The organism is Arthrobacter sp. SAFR-044 (genome assembly GCF_051965175.1).
GTDB lineage: Bacteria > Actinomycetota > Actinomycetes > Actinomycetales > Micrococcaceae > Arthrobacter.
The window spans coordinates 100,205-113,586 of the sequence record NZ_JBQCMK010000012.1 but is presented as its reverse complement, the minus strand read 5'-3'; the positions used below and the strand labels follow the sequence as shown (position 1 = coordinate 113,586).

15 protein-coding genes are annotated in these 13,382 nt (G+C 63.8%); 8 read left to right on the top strand and 7 right to left on the bottom strand.

What is annotated here, in order from left to right:
* Positions 1–455: 455 nt before the first annotated feature.
* From ACTHQS_RS17370 to rpsF, 5 genes are all read right to left on the bottom strand, one after another.
* Positions 456–1,082 carry an FMN reductase gene (locus ACTHQS_RS17370; protein ID WP_440171404.1) on the bottom strand — a complete coding sequence of 209 codons (627 nt, stop codon included), beginning with the start codon at positions 1,080–1,082 and terminating at the stop codon, positions 456–458.
* A 207-nt stretch (positions 1,083–1,289) separates the two neighbouring features.
* A complete protein-coding gene (rplI, locus tag ACTHQS_RS17365) occupies positions 1,290–1,742 on the bottom strand; it encodes a 50S ribosomal protein L9 (RefSeq protein WP_018769834.1) in 453 nt (150 codons plus the stop codon).
* A 17-nt stretch (positions 1,743–1,759) separates the two neighbouring features.
* Positions 1,760–1,999: a 30S ribosomal protein S18 gene (rpsR, locus tag ACTHQS_RS17360; protein WP_003800144.1), complete on the bottom strand. Its 240-nt coding sequence runs from the start codon at positions 1,997–1,999 to the stop codon at positions 1,760–1,762.
* 123 nt (positions 2,000–2,122) lie between these two features.
* Positions 2,123–2,698 (bottom strand): single-stranded DNA-binding protein, encoded by a 576-nt coding sequence (locus ACTHQS_RS17355; protein ID WP_440171402.1) that lies wholly within the window; start codon positions 2,696–2,698, stop codon positions 2,123–2,125.
* Between the two features lie 70 nt (positions 2,699–2,768).
* The gene (rpsF, locus tag ACTHQS_RS17350) at positions 2,769–3,074 is read right to left on the bottom strand and encodes a 30S ribosomal protein S6 (RefSeq protein ID WP_015939036.1); all 306 of its coding nucleotides are present in this window, start codon (positions 3,072–3,074) and stop codon (positions 2,769–2,771) included.
* Positions 3,075–3,356: 282 nt separating this feature from the next.
* Here rpsF and ACTHQS_RS17345 point away from each other — a divergent pair, with 282 nt between their 5' ends.
* The 8 genes from ACTHQS_RS17345 (at position 3,357) to ACTHQS_RS17310 (ending at position 11,062) form a co-directional block, all read left to right on the top strand.
* On the top strand, positions 3,357–4,157 hold the full coding sequence (locus tag ACTHQS_RS17345) for a glycoside hydrolase family 16 protein (protein ID WP_440171400.1): 801 nt from the start codon (positions 3,357–3,359) through the stop codon (positions 4,155–4,157).
* Positions 4,158–4,476: 319 nt separating this feature from the next.
* On the top strand, positions 4,477–5,568 hold the full coding sequence (locus ACTHQS_RS17340; RefSeq protein WP_440171398.1) for a hypothetical protein: 1,092 nt from the start codon (positions 4,477–4,479) through the stop codon (positions 5,566–5,568).
* 13 nt (positions 5,569–5,581) lie between these two features.
* On the top strand, positions 5,582–6,400 hold the full coding sequence (locus ACTHQS_RS17335) for a glycosyltransferase (RefSeq protein ID WP_440171396.1): 819 nt from the start codon (positions 5,582–5,584) through the stop codon (positions 6,398–6,400).
* The gene (locus tag ACTHQS_RS17330; protein ID WP_440171395.1) at positions 6,390–7,679 is read left to right on the top strand and encodes a lipopolysaccharide biosynthesis protein; all 1,290 of its coding nucleotides are present in this window, start codon (positions 6,390–6,392) and stop codon (positions 7,677–7,679) included. Before ACTHQS_RS17335 ends, ACTHQS_RS17330 begins: the two co-directional genes overlap by 11 nt.
* Positions 7,676–9,457, top strand: a complete 1,782-nt coding sequence (locus tag ACTHQS_RS17325) for a glycosyltransferase (protein WP_440171393.1) — start codon at positions 7,676–7,678, stop codon at positions 9,455–9,457. Before ACTHQS_RS17330 ends, ACTHQS_RS17325 begins: the two co-directional genes overlap by 4 nt.
* On the top strand, positions 9,454–9,795 hold the full coding sequence (locus tag ACTHQS_RS17320; RefSeq protein WP_440171392.1) for a hypothetical protein: 342 nt from the start codon (positions 9,454–9,456) through the stop codon (positions 9,793–9,795). Before ACTHQS_RS17325 ends, ACTHQS_RS17320 begins: the two co-directional genes overlap by 4 nt.
* Positions 9,792–9,998 carry a hypothetical protein gene (locus tag ACTHQS_RS17315; protein ID WP_440171391.1) on the top strand — a complete coding sequence of 69 codons (207 nt, stop codon included), beginning with the start codon at positions 9,792–9,794 and terminating at the stop codon, positions 9,996–9,998. Before ACTHQS_RS17320 ends, ACTHQS_RS17315 begins: the two co-directional genes overlap by 4 nt.
* The gene (locus tag ACTHQS_RS17310; protein WP_440171389.1) at positions 9,995–11,062 is read left to right on the top strand and encodes a hypothetical protein; all 1,068 of its coding nucleotides are present in this window, start codon (positions 9,995–9,997) and stop codon (positions 11,060–11,062) included. Before ACTHQS_RS17315 ends, ACTHQS_RS17310 begins: the two co-directional genes overlap by 4 nt.
* 295 nt (positions 11,063–11,357) lie before the next feature.
* Here the strand turns inward: ACTHQS_RS17310 and ACTHQS_RS17305 are convergent, their stop codons facing one another.
* Both ACTHQS_RS17305 and ACTHQS_RS17300 read right to left on the bottom strand, forming a co-directional pair.
* On the bottom strand, positions 11,358–12,353 hold the full coding sequence (locus ACTHQS_RS17305) for a glycosyltransferase family 2 protein (RefSeq protein ID WP_440171387.1): 996 nt from the start codon (positions 12,351–12,353) through the stop codon (positions 11,358–11,360).
* Positions 12,346–13,161: a glycosyltransferase family 2 protein gene (locus ACTHQS_RS17300; protein ID WP_440171385.1), complete on the bottom strand. Its 816-nt coding sequence runs from the start codon at positions 13,159–13,161 to the stop codon at positions 12,346–12,348. Before ACTHQS_RS17300 ends, ACTHQS_RS17305 begins: the two co-directional genes overlap by 8 nt.
* Positions 13,162–13,382 lie beyond the last annotated feature (221 nt).

Genomic DNA, 13,382 nt, shown 5'->3' with positions numbered 1-13,382 from the left:
CTCGTCGCCCGCTTCGTACCCGTCGGAGTCCCCGTCCCCGAATGCGACGGACCCTCAACACCAACATCACCCGTGGCAGCCGACGCAGTTAGCGGCACGACCAAACCACCCCCAAGCACGAGGAGAAGCGCAGTCAACAGGGCCCGCAGCCCCCTTTTCCGGGGCCCGCCGTAGGACCAGGACGCCTTGGGGACGTGCTCAAAGTGGCCAGAATTAGATAGTGGATGGTCCATCAACTTCACTCCCCGGTGTTGGATACTCAGCCAATCCCCAGGTTGTTCAGTGTTGGCGGTGCCGGTAGCAAAAACAACCCCCGGCGTGCCCCCTAAACCCTAGGGGACACAGCCCCTAATCCCCGCAAAACCCCTATTCCCTACCCCATGGAGGCAAAGCACGCGCCGGGCAGCCCCGGGGGTTCCCCTACTGCAGGGGGCCGGGTCCCCTTGCTGAGGCCGTCACGCCTTGCCGGAAATACCGGCAAGCAGCTGCTCGAACGGGAGGGATTCCAACGGGGCCGGCTTCCGCCCCGGCTGCGGCCCCTCCAGCAGGCGGGTGAACTCGCCGGCCGCGCGCTCGACCCGGTCCGCGAGGGATGCCGCGCCCTCCTCTGCGGTTCCCCAGTCTTGGGGCCCTGCAAAGACTCCAGTGGCCGCCATGCGCGTCCGGAGGTAGCTGAACAGTGGGCGCAGGGCGTAGTCAAGGACCATCTGGTGCCGGTCCGTTCCGCCAGTCGCACCGAGCAGGACAGCCTTGCCGTCCAGCGACTTGGGATCCAGGACGTCTACGAAGGACTTGAAGAGGCCGCTGTAGGAGGCGCTGAAGACCGGAGTCACGGCAATGATGCCGTCCGATGCCTCCACACTGGTGATAACTTCTGCCAGCCGCGGTGCCGCGTAGCCAGTGACAAAGTTGTTGGCGATGTCCACGGCCAGATCGCGGAGTTCGACGACGTCCAGCGCCACATCGTAGCCGGCAGCCCCGAGCTGCCGTGAGACGGCGGCTGAAAGCTGGCCGGCCAGCAGGCGGCTCGATGAGGGTACGCCAAGTCCTGCGGAAAGGACGGTGATGCGGCGGGTTTCCATGGCATTCTCCTGTACTCGTTCAATCCATCATACATGCATATGCATCTATACCGCTGAACCATTGCCAGGGGCCGGATATTCCCAACGAGTCTGCCGGAAGGGGCGGTTGGCGGGTCCGGGTTCACCGGAGGAGGCGCCACCGCACAAACGAAAGACCCCCGCCGCCGGAGTCCGGCAGCGGGGGTCTTTGACGTGGCGCAGGGGAAATTACTTTCCTGCCACCACGTCCAGTTCAATCACAGCGGCAACGTCAGCGTGGAGGCGGACGTTGGCCTGGTAGGAACCAACCGACTTGATGTGGGCGGGCAGTTCAACCTTGCGCTTGTCGATCTTGCCAAGGCCAGCGGCCTCAACAGCGTCGGCGACGTCGCCCTGCTTGACGGTGCCGAACAGGCGGCCGGACTCGCCGGCCTTGACGACCAGCTTGACCGGCTTGGCGGACAGTGCAGCGGCCTGCTTCTGAGCATCTTCCAGGGAAGCGTGCTCGCGGGCGGCGCGGGCAGCCTTGATGGACTCAACCTGCTTCTCGCCACCCTTCGACCAGGTCAGGGCGAAGTTGCGGGGCAGCAGGTAGTTACGTGCGTAACCGTCCTTGACCTCGACAACATCGCCGGCAGCACCGAGACCGGTGACTTCGTGGGTCAGAATGAGCTTTGCCATGTTAGTTAATCCCTTCCTTAGCCGCGGCCAGCGCCGGAGTAAGGCAGCAGAGCAACTTCGCGGGCGTTCTTGATTGCCTGGGCGATCTTGCGCTGTTCCTGCACCGTGACGCCAGTGACGCGACGGGCGCGGATCTTGCCGCGGTCGGAGATGAACTTGCGCAGCAATGCTACGTCCTTGTAGTCGATGACAGTGATGTCAGCGGCCTTCAAGGGGTTGGACTTTGGTTTGGGCTTACGGAGTTCAGCCTTAGCCATCGTGGAGCTCCTATTCTAGGGAGCCCGTGGATATTGATCCACGGGATGGTGGTGGTCCGACGGCGGCAGTACCTTGGGTGCGTGGCGCACCAGGCAACTCCCGCGCCGGGCCGTTTATGGGTTTTAGAAGGGAGGTTCGGAATCGGGGCCGTTGCCCCAGCCGCCTGCGTTGGACACACCGGGCGTAGCCCAAGGATCATCCTGTGCAGCCTGCTGGTTGCCGCCGCCCCAGCCTCCACCGGAGTTGCCACCCTGGTTTCCACCAGCGTTGCCGCCTCCGAAGCCACCGCCGCTGTTGCCGCCGCCGAAGCCGCCGCCACCCTGTCCGCCGGAGCGCTGGGTGCGGTTGACCTTGGCATTGGCGTAGCGCAGGCTGGGGCCGATTTCGTCGACCTCGAGCTCGATAACGGTGCGCTTTTCGCCTTCTTTTGTTTCGTAGGAGCGGCTCTTCAGGCGGCCGGTAACGATGACACGCATGCCCTTGGTCAGGGACTCGGCAACGTTTTCGGCTGCTTCACGCCAGACAGCGGCGCGGAGGAACAGGGTTTCCCCGTCCTTCCACTCGTTGGACTGGCGATCAAAGGTGCGGGGGGTGGAAGCGATGGTGAAGTTCGCTACTGCCGAACCGGACGGTGTGAACCGCAATTCCGGGTCATTGGTGAGATTACCGATGACCGTAATGGTGGTCTCGCCTGCCATCTACTGCCTCCTTGTTCGATCCTGGGTGAAGAGTGCGTTTCCTGCGGGGTAAAGAATGAAGACGGCTGAATTACTCAGCAACAACCTTCTGCTCTTCGGGGCGGGTGATCTTGGTGCGCATGATGGTCTCGTTAAGAGACAGCTGGCGGTCAAGTTCCTTGGCGGTCTCCGGCTTGGCGGTGAAGTTCACCACGGCGTAGATACCTTCGGACTTCTTCTTGATGTCGTAAGCCAGACGGCGACGGCCCCAGATGTCAACCTTTTCGATGGTTCCACCATCGTTGGTGATGACGTTCAGGAACTTCTGAAGCGACGGCTCAACGGTACGCTCTTCGACCTCGGGGTCGATGATTACCATCAATTCGTAAGGACGCATATGTGAACCCACCTCCTTTGGGCTAAGCGGTTACGGCATTTCCGTAACAGGAGGTTCATTTGCGATTCCGTGCAATGCCTTGCCGCCGGAACGGAGGCAGGACGCAGCACAGACTTCAATATCCTAGTGCATTTGGACCCGATAGGCGATTCGCGCTTGACTCAAGGCTAGGCGCGTGATGCGTCCCTTGGCAGCGTCCGGGCGGTTATGTGGAAAACCCGTCTCGGCGCGCGGCAACAGTTTCATCAGCACCACGCCGCTGGAGCCACTACCATCTGACGTATGCGTCGACATGTGATCGCCATAGGTGTGGCGACGATGTTTTTGTATGGCTGCTCTGCTCCCTTAGCCGAACCGGCAGCCAACGAGGCGGTTCCTGCCTCGGTTCCAGCAGCCCCGTCGGGGCCTGCTGGGCCAGAGACGGACTCGGCCGCGGCAATTTGGGATTGGGGCTCGCCGATTGCCGGCGACGAGTTCGACTACACCGGTGAACCGGACGCCACGAGGTGGTCCGTGTACGACAGTGCCGGGCATGCAGGCAAGGGCATTCGCAGTCCCCGGCAGGCGACGGTCGATGGCTCCAATTTGGTTATTACGGGAACAGCACGGGGTACTTCCGCTGGAATGAGCGCCAAATTTGGCCTCCAGAAGTACGGCCGGTGGGAGGTCCGGGCAGCAGGTTCAGGTGACGATGAATACCATATGGTGGCGATTTTATGGCCGGACAGCGGGGACTGGCCTTGCGACGGCGAAGTGGACTATATGGAAACTACCGGTGACTGGGGCCTCATCAACTTCTTCCACCATTACGGATGTTCGAACTCGAAGACTTCCGTATCCAAGGCCCTGGACCTTAGCCAGTTCCACAACTACGCCGTTGACTGGTCTCCCCATGCCATAGTCGGCTACGTCGACGGGGTGAAGTGGTTTGAGGACAACGATCCCGCGCACCAGCCTCCGGGTTCGATGCACCAGACGCTCCAATTGGACTGGTTTCCTGACGGGACCGCCAACGGGCCTGGCGAGATGCGGGTGGACTGGGTTCGCGTCTATGCGGCTGCAGGTGGTTCCCCGCCTCGTTAACCGCCGTCCCGCAGAGGGGTCCGTCGGCCAGGTACCCCCTATACCCCCAACGGCAATGCGGCAAGGTCCCTAATCTACCCAACCCCGGGTGAAGACCTGTCCCTCCACCCCTATCTACTGCGTAACGGCCAATTTCCCCACGTAGGACCCGGTGTAAAAGCGAGTACCTACTACCGGTGTTTACCTAGCGCCCCTACCCTACGCTCGATTCTGCCGGGGGAGTCACACCCCGTGGTTTTCGAATCCGCATAGGGGCACTGGCGGGCTTGGAGCCCAGGTATGGACACCACGGCTGACACTAATCAGACAGGGGAGGACCATGAGCACCAGGCGGACGAAGGCACTGCACTTCGACATTCACGGCCGCGTCAACATCAGCGTCGACGCGAACGCCCCGGCAGCAAAGCAGCTTCAGAGCATGCTGGCATGCTTTGCCTCGGACACGGAACGGCAAGCCGAAATCATCGTCGACGACCAGCCGGAATTCATGCCCGATGCAGGCCACGTGGAGCACGAACTGGCCTACACCGACCACAGCGTGCGTTTCCAGGCCGACCGGGTCCAGGTGGTACGGGATGCAGACAACTGGCGCATCCACGGCCCGGGCGAGCTGCTGACCACAGTGGTACCTGTTCTCGATGCCGCCATGGTGGCCCGGGGAGCAGCGATGTTCCACGCAGCAACGATGGCATTCCGGGGGCATGCCATCGCGCTTCCCGCAGCCGGAGGAACAGGCAAGACGAGCACCGCCGCAAAATTGATGCGACGCGAAGGATGGTCGTTCATGGGAGACGACTGGGCATTCCTCGCTGAGGACGCCACGCTGCTCGGGTACGCGAAGCCGATGTTTATCAAACCCCACCACCGGGCCATCTACCCGCACCTGTTCGAAGGTGCCCGCAAACCTCTCGTCCCCTCAAGGTTCTCCGGACCCGTCGGGCGCCTCACCACAGTCGTGCACCCTTACGTCATCCGTTATCCGCGGCTGGCAGATTTCTCCCGGCGCTGGTCGCCCGAGCACCGGATGGTTACCCCCCAGGCGGCATTCCCGGGCCGTGAAATAACCACCCAGGCCCCGCTCGCCGCTGCCATCTACATCGAGCGGTACGACGGCGCACGGACCAGGGCTGTAGAGCGGACCAGCGATTGGATGGTGGACCGCATGATCGGAAACTTCCATATCGAGATGGCGGGCTTCTCGCAGCGGGTCGTGACGGGCTTGGCGGCCACATCCGTCCTCCCTTGGCGCGAGCACTTCGCGGCGAAGGGACTCGTGCTGAACAAAGCGCTCGACGGCCGTCCCTGCCACCTGTTGCAGGTTCCTGAAGCCTACTCCGCGGACCAGGCGTCGGACGACATCGTCCGGCATCTTGAGGAGCTGTTGCCTTCGGTCCTCGACGAGCAGATCTGAAGGGGTTAGGACGATGGCCCACAGCACAGCAGACATCACGGCGGTCGTTCCGGCACGCAATGCGGAGCACTTGCTCCCCGGCTGCCTCGCAGCTTTGCGTCAGTCAGGCGTCGCCGAAATCATCGTGGTGGACGGCCTGTCCACGGATCGAACCGTCGACATCGCCCGCGAGGCCGGCGCCAGGGTCCTAAGCGACGAGGGCCGTGGATTGCCTTGGGCCCGGACCCTCGGTGTCCGCAGCAGCACGACACGTTGGGTCCTGCTCGTGGACGCCGACGTCGTATTTGGTGCCACCGGTGTCGCGGACTTGCTTATCGAGTTCGTGGAGGACGGATATGACGCCCTCCAGGCCGGGCTGGAAAGTGTTGCCGGCCCTGGCTACTGGGGTCAGGCGCTGGCGCATCACCATCGCACCGGCCGCAGCCGCAACTGGTTCGGGCTGGTAGCGACGTTGGTCGATCGGACCCTGATGTTGAACCTGGGCTTCGATGATTCTTTCAAGTCAGGGGAGGACATCGAACTGCGGTGGCGAATGAGGCAATCGGGAATGAAGACCGGCGTATCACAGCGGGTTCTCGTTGAACACAGATTTGCCGCAGACGACTTCGACTTCGCGCTCGACCAGTTCCTGATGGACGGAACAGGACTGGGACGGATGGTCCGCAAGCACGGCTGGCGCGGTGCGCGGTTGGCGCTCCTGCCGGCGGCTGCCGCAGCCCGGGGCAGCGTACTGAGCCTCGCCGCAGGCCAGCCTCAATGGTTGCGTTACTACATCGCCTTCTGCTGGTACAACTACGCGGGAATGGCTAGGGGTCTAGGTCGTGACGGCTGAACGGGAGATAGTGCCTCCAGAGGCCTCATCTACCGTCCGGCGGCACTCCCCCCTGCGCAGCTCCATCGGTCTTGTCATAGCCAAGGCCGCGCAAACCGGTACCGGTTTCGCCTTTTGGATCCTGGCCGCGCACGCTACGTTCGACCGTGAGGTCGGGCTCACCACAGCCGCCGTCTCGGCAGTGATGATATGCACACAACTGGCGGTGCTCGGCACTGGTTCTGCCGTGATCGTCTCGGTGGGGCGTGGGGAGCCTCCCGCCCGGGTGTTGGACGCAGCCTTCGGCATAGTGGGAGTCGCCGGCACGGTGCTTGCCCTCGGATACCTCGTGCTGGAGACATTTGTGGCCCCGGACACGGCCTCACTGTCGGTTCTCTTTTGGCTCACGTTTGTCGTAGCAGCGGTAGCGGGGACCATGTGTACGGTGCTGGACCAGGCTCTCGTAGCGTTGGGGCGCGGCGGCAGCGCGACGTTGAGGTACACGTTGGGCGGGCTGGCGTCACTCGCGGCGACAGCGCTGGTGGCCTGGCAGGCGCACGGTGCCTCCGCCGACGTGCTAATGGCCTGCTGGACTCTTGGGTCGGCGGTGTCGTGCATCATCGGCGCCGTCCAATTGCGGAAATTGGTCGGCTATCGGCCGCGCCCCACCCTGCACCCGGCACGCCACAGGCCACTGCTGATGCTGGGAATACCAAACCAACTCCTCACCCTTACCGAACGCGCCCCCGGACTCGTACTGCCGCTGCTGCTGGCGCACCTGGTATCGCCGGAGGTCGCTGCGTACTGGTACCCGGCATGGATGATGGCCTGGGCTGCATACACCGCACCAATGCTGATTGGCATCGTCCAATTCTCCGAGGGAGTGCGTGACCCGGACCGCCTGGCGACCACTACCTGGACCAGCTTCCGGTGGTCGCTGGTCATTGGAAGCCTGGCCGCCGTCGTACTGATTATCTTCGCCCACCCTCTTCTCCACCTGCTCGGTGACAGGTACGCAAACGCGTCCACCGTCGCCCTGCGGCTGCTGGCCGCCGGACTCGTGGCGTACGCAGTGCTGCAGGCCTATAACTCCGTCTGCCGCGTCCTGGGGCGCTACACAGAGGCCATCGTGGTCGGCGTAGTGCTCGGAACCGCGCTCTGCGTCTCGGCTCTATGGGCCGCTGAAAGGGGCTCAAGCGCCATGGCCCTTGCGTGGATGGTGGTGCTTTACGTCGGGGCCGTCGTGGTCGGCCTCCGACTGCTCGCAATTCTCCGCCGCGCCAAAAAGGAGGCGTCATGACCAGCACGCTGAAGCAACCGAGCCGGACCCGGGCACACCCCTGGAATGCCCGTGACATTTGGTGCGCCGTGGCAGGCGCCGTCTCACTGGCTCTGGCAGTGGGAAGTGCCGCCACAGTGGCAGTACCTGTAAACAGCGACCTTGGGCTAGTGGCTGTACTGCCCTATCCCTTCTGGGTGGGCGTTCTGATTGTCAACGTCGCCTTCGTCGTGGCGTTGCGGGGAGATGCCACCGGGCCCGCGCGCCGGCCGGTCATGCTGTGGCTCATCGCAGTCCTCGTGCTGATGCTCTTCGGCGCGGCCGCTTTCGTCACGGATGTCCCACGCGGCGAGGTTGCTTTCCGGCACCTTGGCATTGCCGACGCTCTTTCAACCTCCGGCGGCGTCGACCCGAACATCGATGCGTACTTCAACTGGCCAGGCTTCTTTGCGCTCCTGGCAACGGTGCTCCGGGCGACGGGTATTGATCCGGTGACCGTTGCCCTGTGGGCCCCGGTGTTCAACATGGGCTTGTGGCTCACGGCCGTGGGCGTGCTGGCCCGCTACCTGACGAAGGATCCGCGCCGGCGGTGGCTGGTGCTTTGGATCTTTTGCCTCGGCAACTGGCAGGACCAGGACTATCTGTCTCCCCAGGCCTTCGGTTTCTTCCTGTACCTGGTGGTAATCGTGCTGCTCATGGGCCCCCTTGCCGCCAAGGCTCCGACTTTCCCCGGCTTCAAGCGTGCCGGTCTCAAATCATGGTGGCAGGCGAGGACGCCGGCCGATGATCGTCCGGGGCACCGGGTCGGCGCCCTCGTGGTCACCCTCCTCCTGATTGCCGTCATCTGCGCAAGCCATCAACTGACGCCGTTCCTGGTACTGATCGCCGTCACCGCCCTCACCCTCAGCGGGCGGGTGTGGCCCGGCAGGCTGCCGCTCATCATCGGCATCCTGCTGGTGCTGTGGCTCGTCTATCCGGCAAGCACCTACCTTTCGGGCCACCCACCCCTGGCGGACGCCGGACTGCAGACCGCCATCGAAGCGAACGTTGTGGACCGCACGACGGGTTCAGCGGGACATGTGCTGGTGGTCCAGATCCGGATAGCGCTCACCCTTATTCTTTGGGCCCTCGCCACGATCGGTTCGATCCGCGACTGGCGCCGGGGATGCCTCGATATCCGGGTGGTCCTCCTGGCTGTCACTCCCCTGTTGCTCTTTCCCGTGCAGGCCTACGGCGGGGAAATGCTCATCCGCGTGTCGCTGTTTGCACTACCCTTCATTGCCGTGCAGGCGAGCTCGGTCCTGCTCCCCACCACAGGCGGCTTGCGTCTTTCGTCCCGCAACGCGGTGGTCCTGGTTCCAGCCTGTGTCCTGCTCGCTGTGATGACCGTGACCGGCAGGTTCGGCAACGCACAGTACGACGTGTTCGCTGACGATGAGATCGCCGCTGTCCAAGCCGTGGATAATCTCGCGCCACCCGGCTCCGCGATCATCTCGGCAGCCCATCCAACGCCGTGGCGCAGCCAGGACTACCTGGACCACCGGTACCGGACTATCGAGGACCTTTGCCCCTCCGACCTGTCGGCGGCAACGTGCGGCCCGCTGGTCTACCGTTACGCAAAGCACAACCCCGGCGGCGGCTACCTGCTGCTTATGAGTTCCGCGGAATCGAGCCTTGTACTGCAAGGCCAAACCACCCCACGCAGTTTCGAGGAGCTGGAGAATTGGCTCAAGGCACAAGACGGCGTAGATCTCGCGTTCAGCAACAGCGACGCCCGAGTGTACCGGGTGGCGCCATGAACGCCCGTACAGTAAGCCGGCCCACCATGGCGATCGCGCTCACGGCCGTGGTCCTCTCCGTGGTGTCCCTCCTCGGGCTGCCGACACCGATCCAGGCGGTCGCCGCACTCCTTGTTCTCGTCCTGCTCCCGGGACAGGCGCTCACCAGGCTTATGCGGGTCACCGACCTCGGCCTGGGCGCACTGCTCGTCCTGGCACTCGGCCTTGCCAGCCTTACCGCGGTATCCACGGCGATGTTCTACCTCTCCGTCTGGTCCTGGCAGGCCTGTCTCGTCACCATGGGTGCCATAACCATCCTTGCGTGCATTGCACGCGCACGGCAGGAGGCCGCGTCATGATCGATATCGCCGGATTGGTTGCCGCTGCGGTTCTGCTGTTTGCCCTTATCGGGCTGGAGGTCCGGCATACCGGGTCAGCCTCCGGACAGCCGGCCAGCCTGCGGCTCTTCAGCCGCGCCGTGAACATCAGGATCGCGGTCGGCGCCATGTGGCTGCTGGTGGTCATCCTCCTTTTCCCCCGTGTCCTGGGGCTGCTGACGTGAACCACGCGGCGCGATGGGTACTCCTCAGCGATCTCCACCTGGACGTGTCGGACAGCGACCCCCGGCACCCAGGGAAAGTCCTGCCGGAGTTCCTTCGCCGCGAGGTGTACGCAACCCGACCACCAGGCCTGGAGCAGCACGTCATCTTCCTTGGTGACACGTTTGAGCTCGTCAGGCTGGACGAAGCGCAGAGCCTTGCCAGGCTCGAGTCGATCCTCAAGCACCATCCCGAAACGTTGAGGGCGCTGCAGGCATGCGCTGCAGCGGGCGTGCGGCTGCATTTCGTCTGCGGCAACCACGACGTGGAGTTGGCGCGGCCCCCGGTGGCCGCGCGGTTGTCAGCGCTGCTGTCCCCCGGTGATCCCACGCGGGTCAGCGTGCACCCTTGGCTCCTTTACGTCCCCGGCGTGCTCGTGGCTGAACACGGGCACCTCCACCATGCGCTGCACCGGATACCCGAAGTGCTCCGCACCGCCGTCAATGGCACGGATGAGCTGGACCTGCCCCCACTGGCGGCCTGGCATGCGAATCCAACGGCATCGCGGCTTAGCCGTGCCGGAGCCGTGGCACGGGCCTGCGTGGCCTCGGAACGGGCGGAACGCCGGGTCGGGAGGCCTGCCTACGACGAGCTGCTGCAGACCGAATCGTTGCGGCTCACGCTCGACGGGACGGCAGTGCGGGAACTTGCCCGCCTCTCCCGTTTCCGGACCGTGTCAGCACTGCCCGTGACGGCCACCCGTATGGTGCTTGCTGCCGCCGGGCGCAACATCCATGGCGGCGGCCAGCCCCCCGCAGCGGCGGCCCGGGTCGCGGGGATCCTCGAAACGTACGGCTCCCGCGTGGCCTGGTATGTCTCAGCCCATACGCACCGTGCCCTCGAATCGACACTCGAGGCTTCTCCAACCCGATACATCAACACCGGGACCTGGTCATCCGACGTCCGCGGCCAGGGGCCCGACCAATCGGACCGCCAGGCTTTCCCCTATGCCCTGGTGGACGTTGCCGACGACGGTGCCACCAAGGGTGGACTGCGGTACTGGCGGCCGGAGCCGGGCCAGGTCTGAGAGTCATCCGGGCGCGGCTGTTATTGTTCAGGCGCTCTGCTGCGGAACCGGCGTCGATTTCCTCCCCCGGGACGTCGTGAACAGCGTGGCGTGATGTGAAAGGCGAGGGCCTGGGGACCCGGCCCTGTGCTGCGGCACGAGCGGCAGCGCGCACGCAGCCTGCGCGTGCCGCACGTGCTGCTTGCCGGCGTCGGCCTGGCAACTACCGTTGGACAGCGAAGTGCCGGGCCTTCTTGGATATGAAGACCCGGCACTTCGCGTCGCACCCCGACATTTAACTGTTAGCAGCCGCCGCTCACTGGACTTCCCGCCAGGGCGCGTCCTCAATTGCGAGCTCATCCAGGGGTGTGGAGCCATGAGCGATCCTGCGTCCACGTATGTAACCGGCGGATGTGAAGGCCAGCACGGCGAGGACGGACCCGGCCCGGCCCAGCCCTTGCGGGCTCCCACCCCGGCTCCAATCGCGGATTCCGGAAAACACTGCGCGCGGCAAGGTACTGCGGACGTACCGCCGTTCCGGGCCGAGGGCACGTTTCTGTCCCACGATGTGGCTGACCTGGGCTTTGGAGATGCCTTCAGACCAGGATCTCGAGAGCATGTAACGCACGGTGCCACGTTCCGCCGGTACATGGTGCCGGACCAGGGCCGCGGGTTCGTAGACGATGCGTGAGCCAGGTGATCCCATGGTGGAACGGATACAAATTTCTGTCTCCTCGCAACCGAGCGGCAACGTGCCTTTCCGGCCAAGCAACTGGTTGAAGCCACCCACCTGGCGCAGCACCTCACGCCGGAACGACATGTTGGCTCCAATGACGTTCCGGACTTCGGAAGCCACACGAGGCAACCCTCGGTGGCTGCATCCGACAATCCAGTCCAGTTCCTCCGCGAAGTAGCCCGGCCGGCCGGATTCCCACAGCGGAACAACCTTCCCGCCCACGGCAAGAACGTCGGGGTCGTCGTACAACGCCAGCAGTCGTTCAAGCCAATCCGGTGCCGCCTCGGCGTCGTCATCAAGGAAAGCGACGATGTCAGATTCGGCGAGCCCGACGCCTGTATTGCGGGCACCCGACAGACCGGGCAGTCCGGTGCTTTCCACGATGGTGACGTCGTCGACGATTTCGACGAGCCTCTCGTGCAGTTCCTTGTTGTGGTCGATGACAACCAGCACCTGGTCCGGTGCGAGGGTCTGGTTGCGGACTGATTCGATGACGTCCAGCAGCAGGCCCCACCGTTCCAAGGTGTAGGCGCAGATCACCACTGAGACAGACAGGGGTTTGATGCGGTCAAGCATGCCGGCTCACCGCCGACAAAAGGACGTTGTCGTGTGCGCTGGCCGGAGTGAGGACGCTGTGTGGGTCCACGGGGAGCCGCGGAAAGCGGACGTTGGAGTAGGTGTATTTCACGCGGCGAAGGGCCTCCGGCCGGGCGCCTGCCGTCGGCGCCTCCCACACCGTGCACTCCCGGGCCAGCGTGTGGAGGACCCGCCAGCCGTCGCGGAATGTCTGGAGGTTGGAGGCTCCCGAAATACGGTCCAGTTCAAGGCTGGGGACTTCCGCAATTCGCAAGCCGGCCCTGGCAGCCCGGACAATGAGCTCAGTCTCGATCTCGAAACCGTCAGACTCCAGTTCCAGCACCGGCAGGCATTCCCGACGGAAGGCGATGTATCCGTAGCAGAGATCCGAGTAATTGCTGTGCAGTACCGCGTTTGCGAGTCGGGTCAGGGCCCTGTTGCCGGCCTTCCGCAACCGGGTAAGGTCCTCCGACCCACCTCCGGTTACGTGCCGGGAGCCCTTCACGAAATCGAAATCATGCTGGAGCGGCGCAACGAACCACCCGATTTCCCGGGGGTCCATACTCCCGTCCGCGTCCAGCATCACGATGATGTCGCCTGTTGCAGCGGCAAAGCCGGAGCGAAGGGCTACGCCCTTCCCCTTCCGGGTTTCATTGACCACCACCACATCGGCACGCACTGCCTTGGCCACCTCAACCGTGTTGTCCTGCGAGCGGCCATCCACAATGATCACCTCATCGACGTAGGACGGCATTCGGCGCAGGACCCAGGGTATGTTTTTTTCTTCATTCAGCGTAGGAATGATCACACTGATTGACGCTTGCGGAGATAACAGTCCCGGCTCGGAAAACAGAGCTGGAAGTTGGGGCGAAATCGACAATTGCCTCACCACTTCATGACAGTTCGGATTCTTGACAATGCAGGCGTCGGTTACGGCGGCTGCACTAACGCTTAATCCGGTCATGGTCTGGTCGCTGTCCCCCAGCAACCCATCGCCAATCCTCTGGCCGTGTAGGAAGACTATCCCCT

Excerpts from the sequence above, each read along its gene's own strand:
- ACTHQS_RS17370 (WP_440171404.1), bottom strand. The coding sequence starts at position 1,082 with ATGGAAACCCGCCGCATCACCGTCCTTTCCGCAGGACTTGGCGTACCC.
- rplI (WP_018769834.1), bottom strand. The coding sequence starts at position 1,742 with ATGGCAAAGCTCATTCTGACCCACGAAGTCACCGGTCTCGGTGCTGCC.
- rpsR (WP_003800144.1), bottom strand. The coding sequence starts at position 1,999 with ATGGCTAAGGCTGAACTCCGTAAGCCCAAACCAAAGTCCAACCCCTTG.
- ACTHQS_RS17355 (WP_440171402.1), bottom strand. The coding sequence starts at position 2,698 with ATGGCAGGCGAGACCACCATTACGGTCATCGGTAATCTCACCAATGAC.
- rpsF (WP_015939036.1), bottom strand. The coding sequence starts at position 3,074 with ATGCGTCCTTACGAATTGATGGTAATCATCGACCCCGAGGTCGAAGAG.
- ACTHQS_RS17345 (WP_440171400.1), top strand. The coding sequence starts at position 3,357 with ATGCGTCGACATGTGATCGCCATAGGTGTGGCGACGATGTTTTTGTAT.
- ACTHQS_RS17340 (WP_440171398.1), top strand. The coding sequence starts at position 4,477 with ATGAGCACCAGGCGGACGAAGGCACTGCACTTCGACATTCACGGCCGC.
- ACTHQS_RS17335 (WP_440171396.1), top strand. The coding sequence starts at position 5,582 with ATGGCCCACAGCACAGCAGACATCACGGCGGTCGTTCCGGCACGCAAT.
- ACTHQS_RS17325 (WP_440171393.1), top strand. The coding sequence starts at position 7,676 with ATGACCAGCACGCTGAAGCAACCGAGCCGGACCCGGGCACACCCCTGG.
- ACTHQS_RS17320 (WP_440171392.1), top strand. The coding sequence starts at position 9,454 with ATGAACGCCCGTACAGTAAGCCGGCCCACCATGGCGATCGCGCTCACG.
- ACTHQS_RS17315 (WP_440171391.1), top strand. The coding sequence starts at position 9,792 with ATGATCGATATCGCCGGATTGGTTGCCGCTGCGGTTCTGCTGTTTGCC.
- ACTHQS_RS17305 (WP_440171387.1), bottom strand. The coding sequence starts at position 12,353 with ATGCTTGACCGCATCAAACCCCTGTCTGTCTCAGTGGTGATCTGCGCC.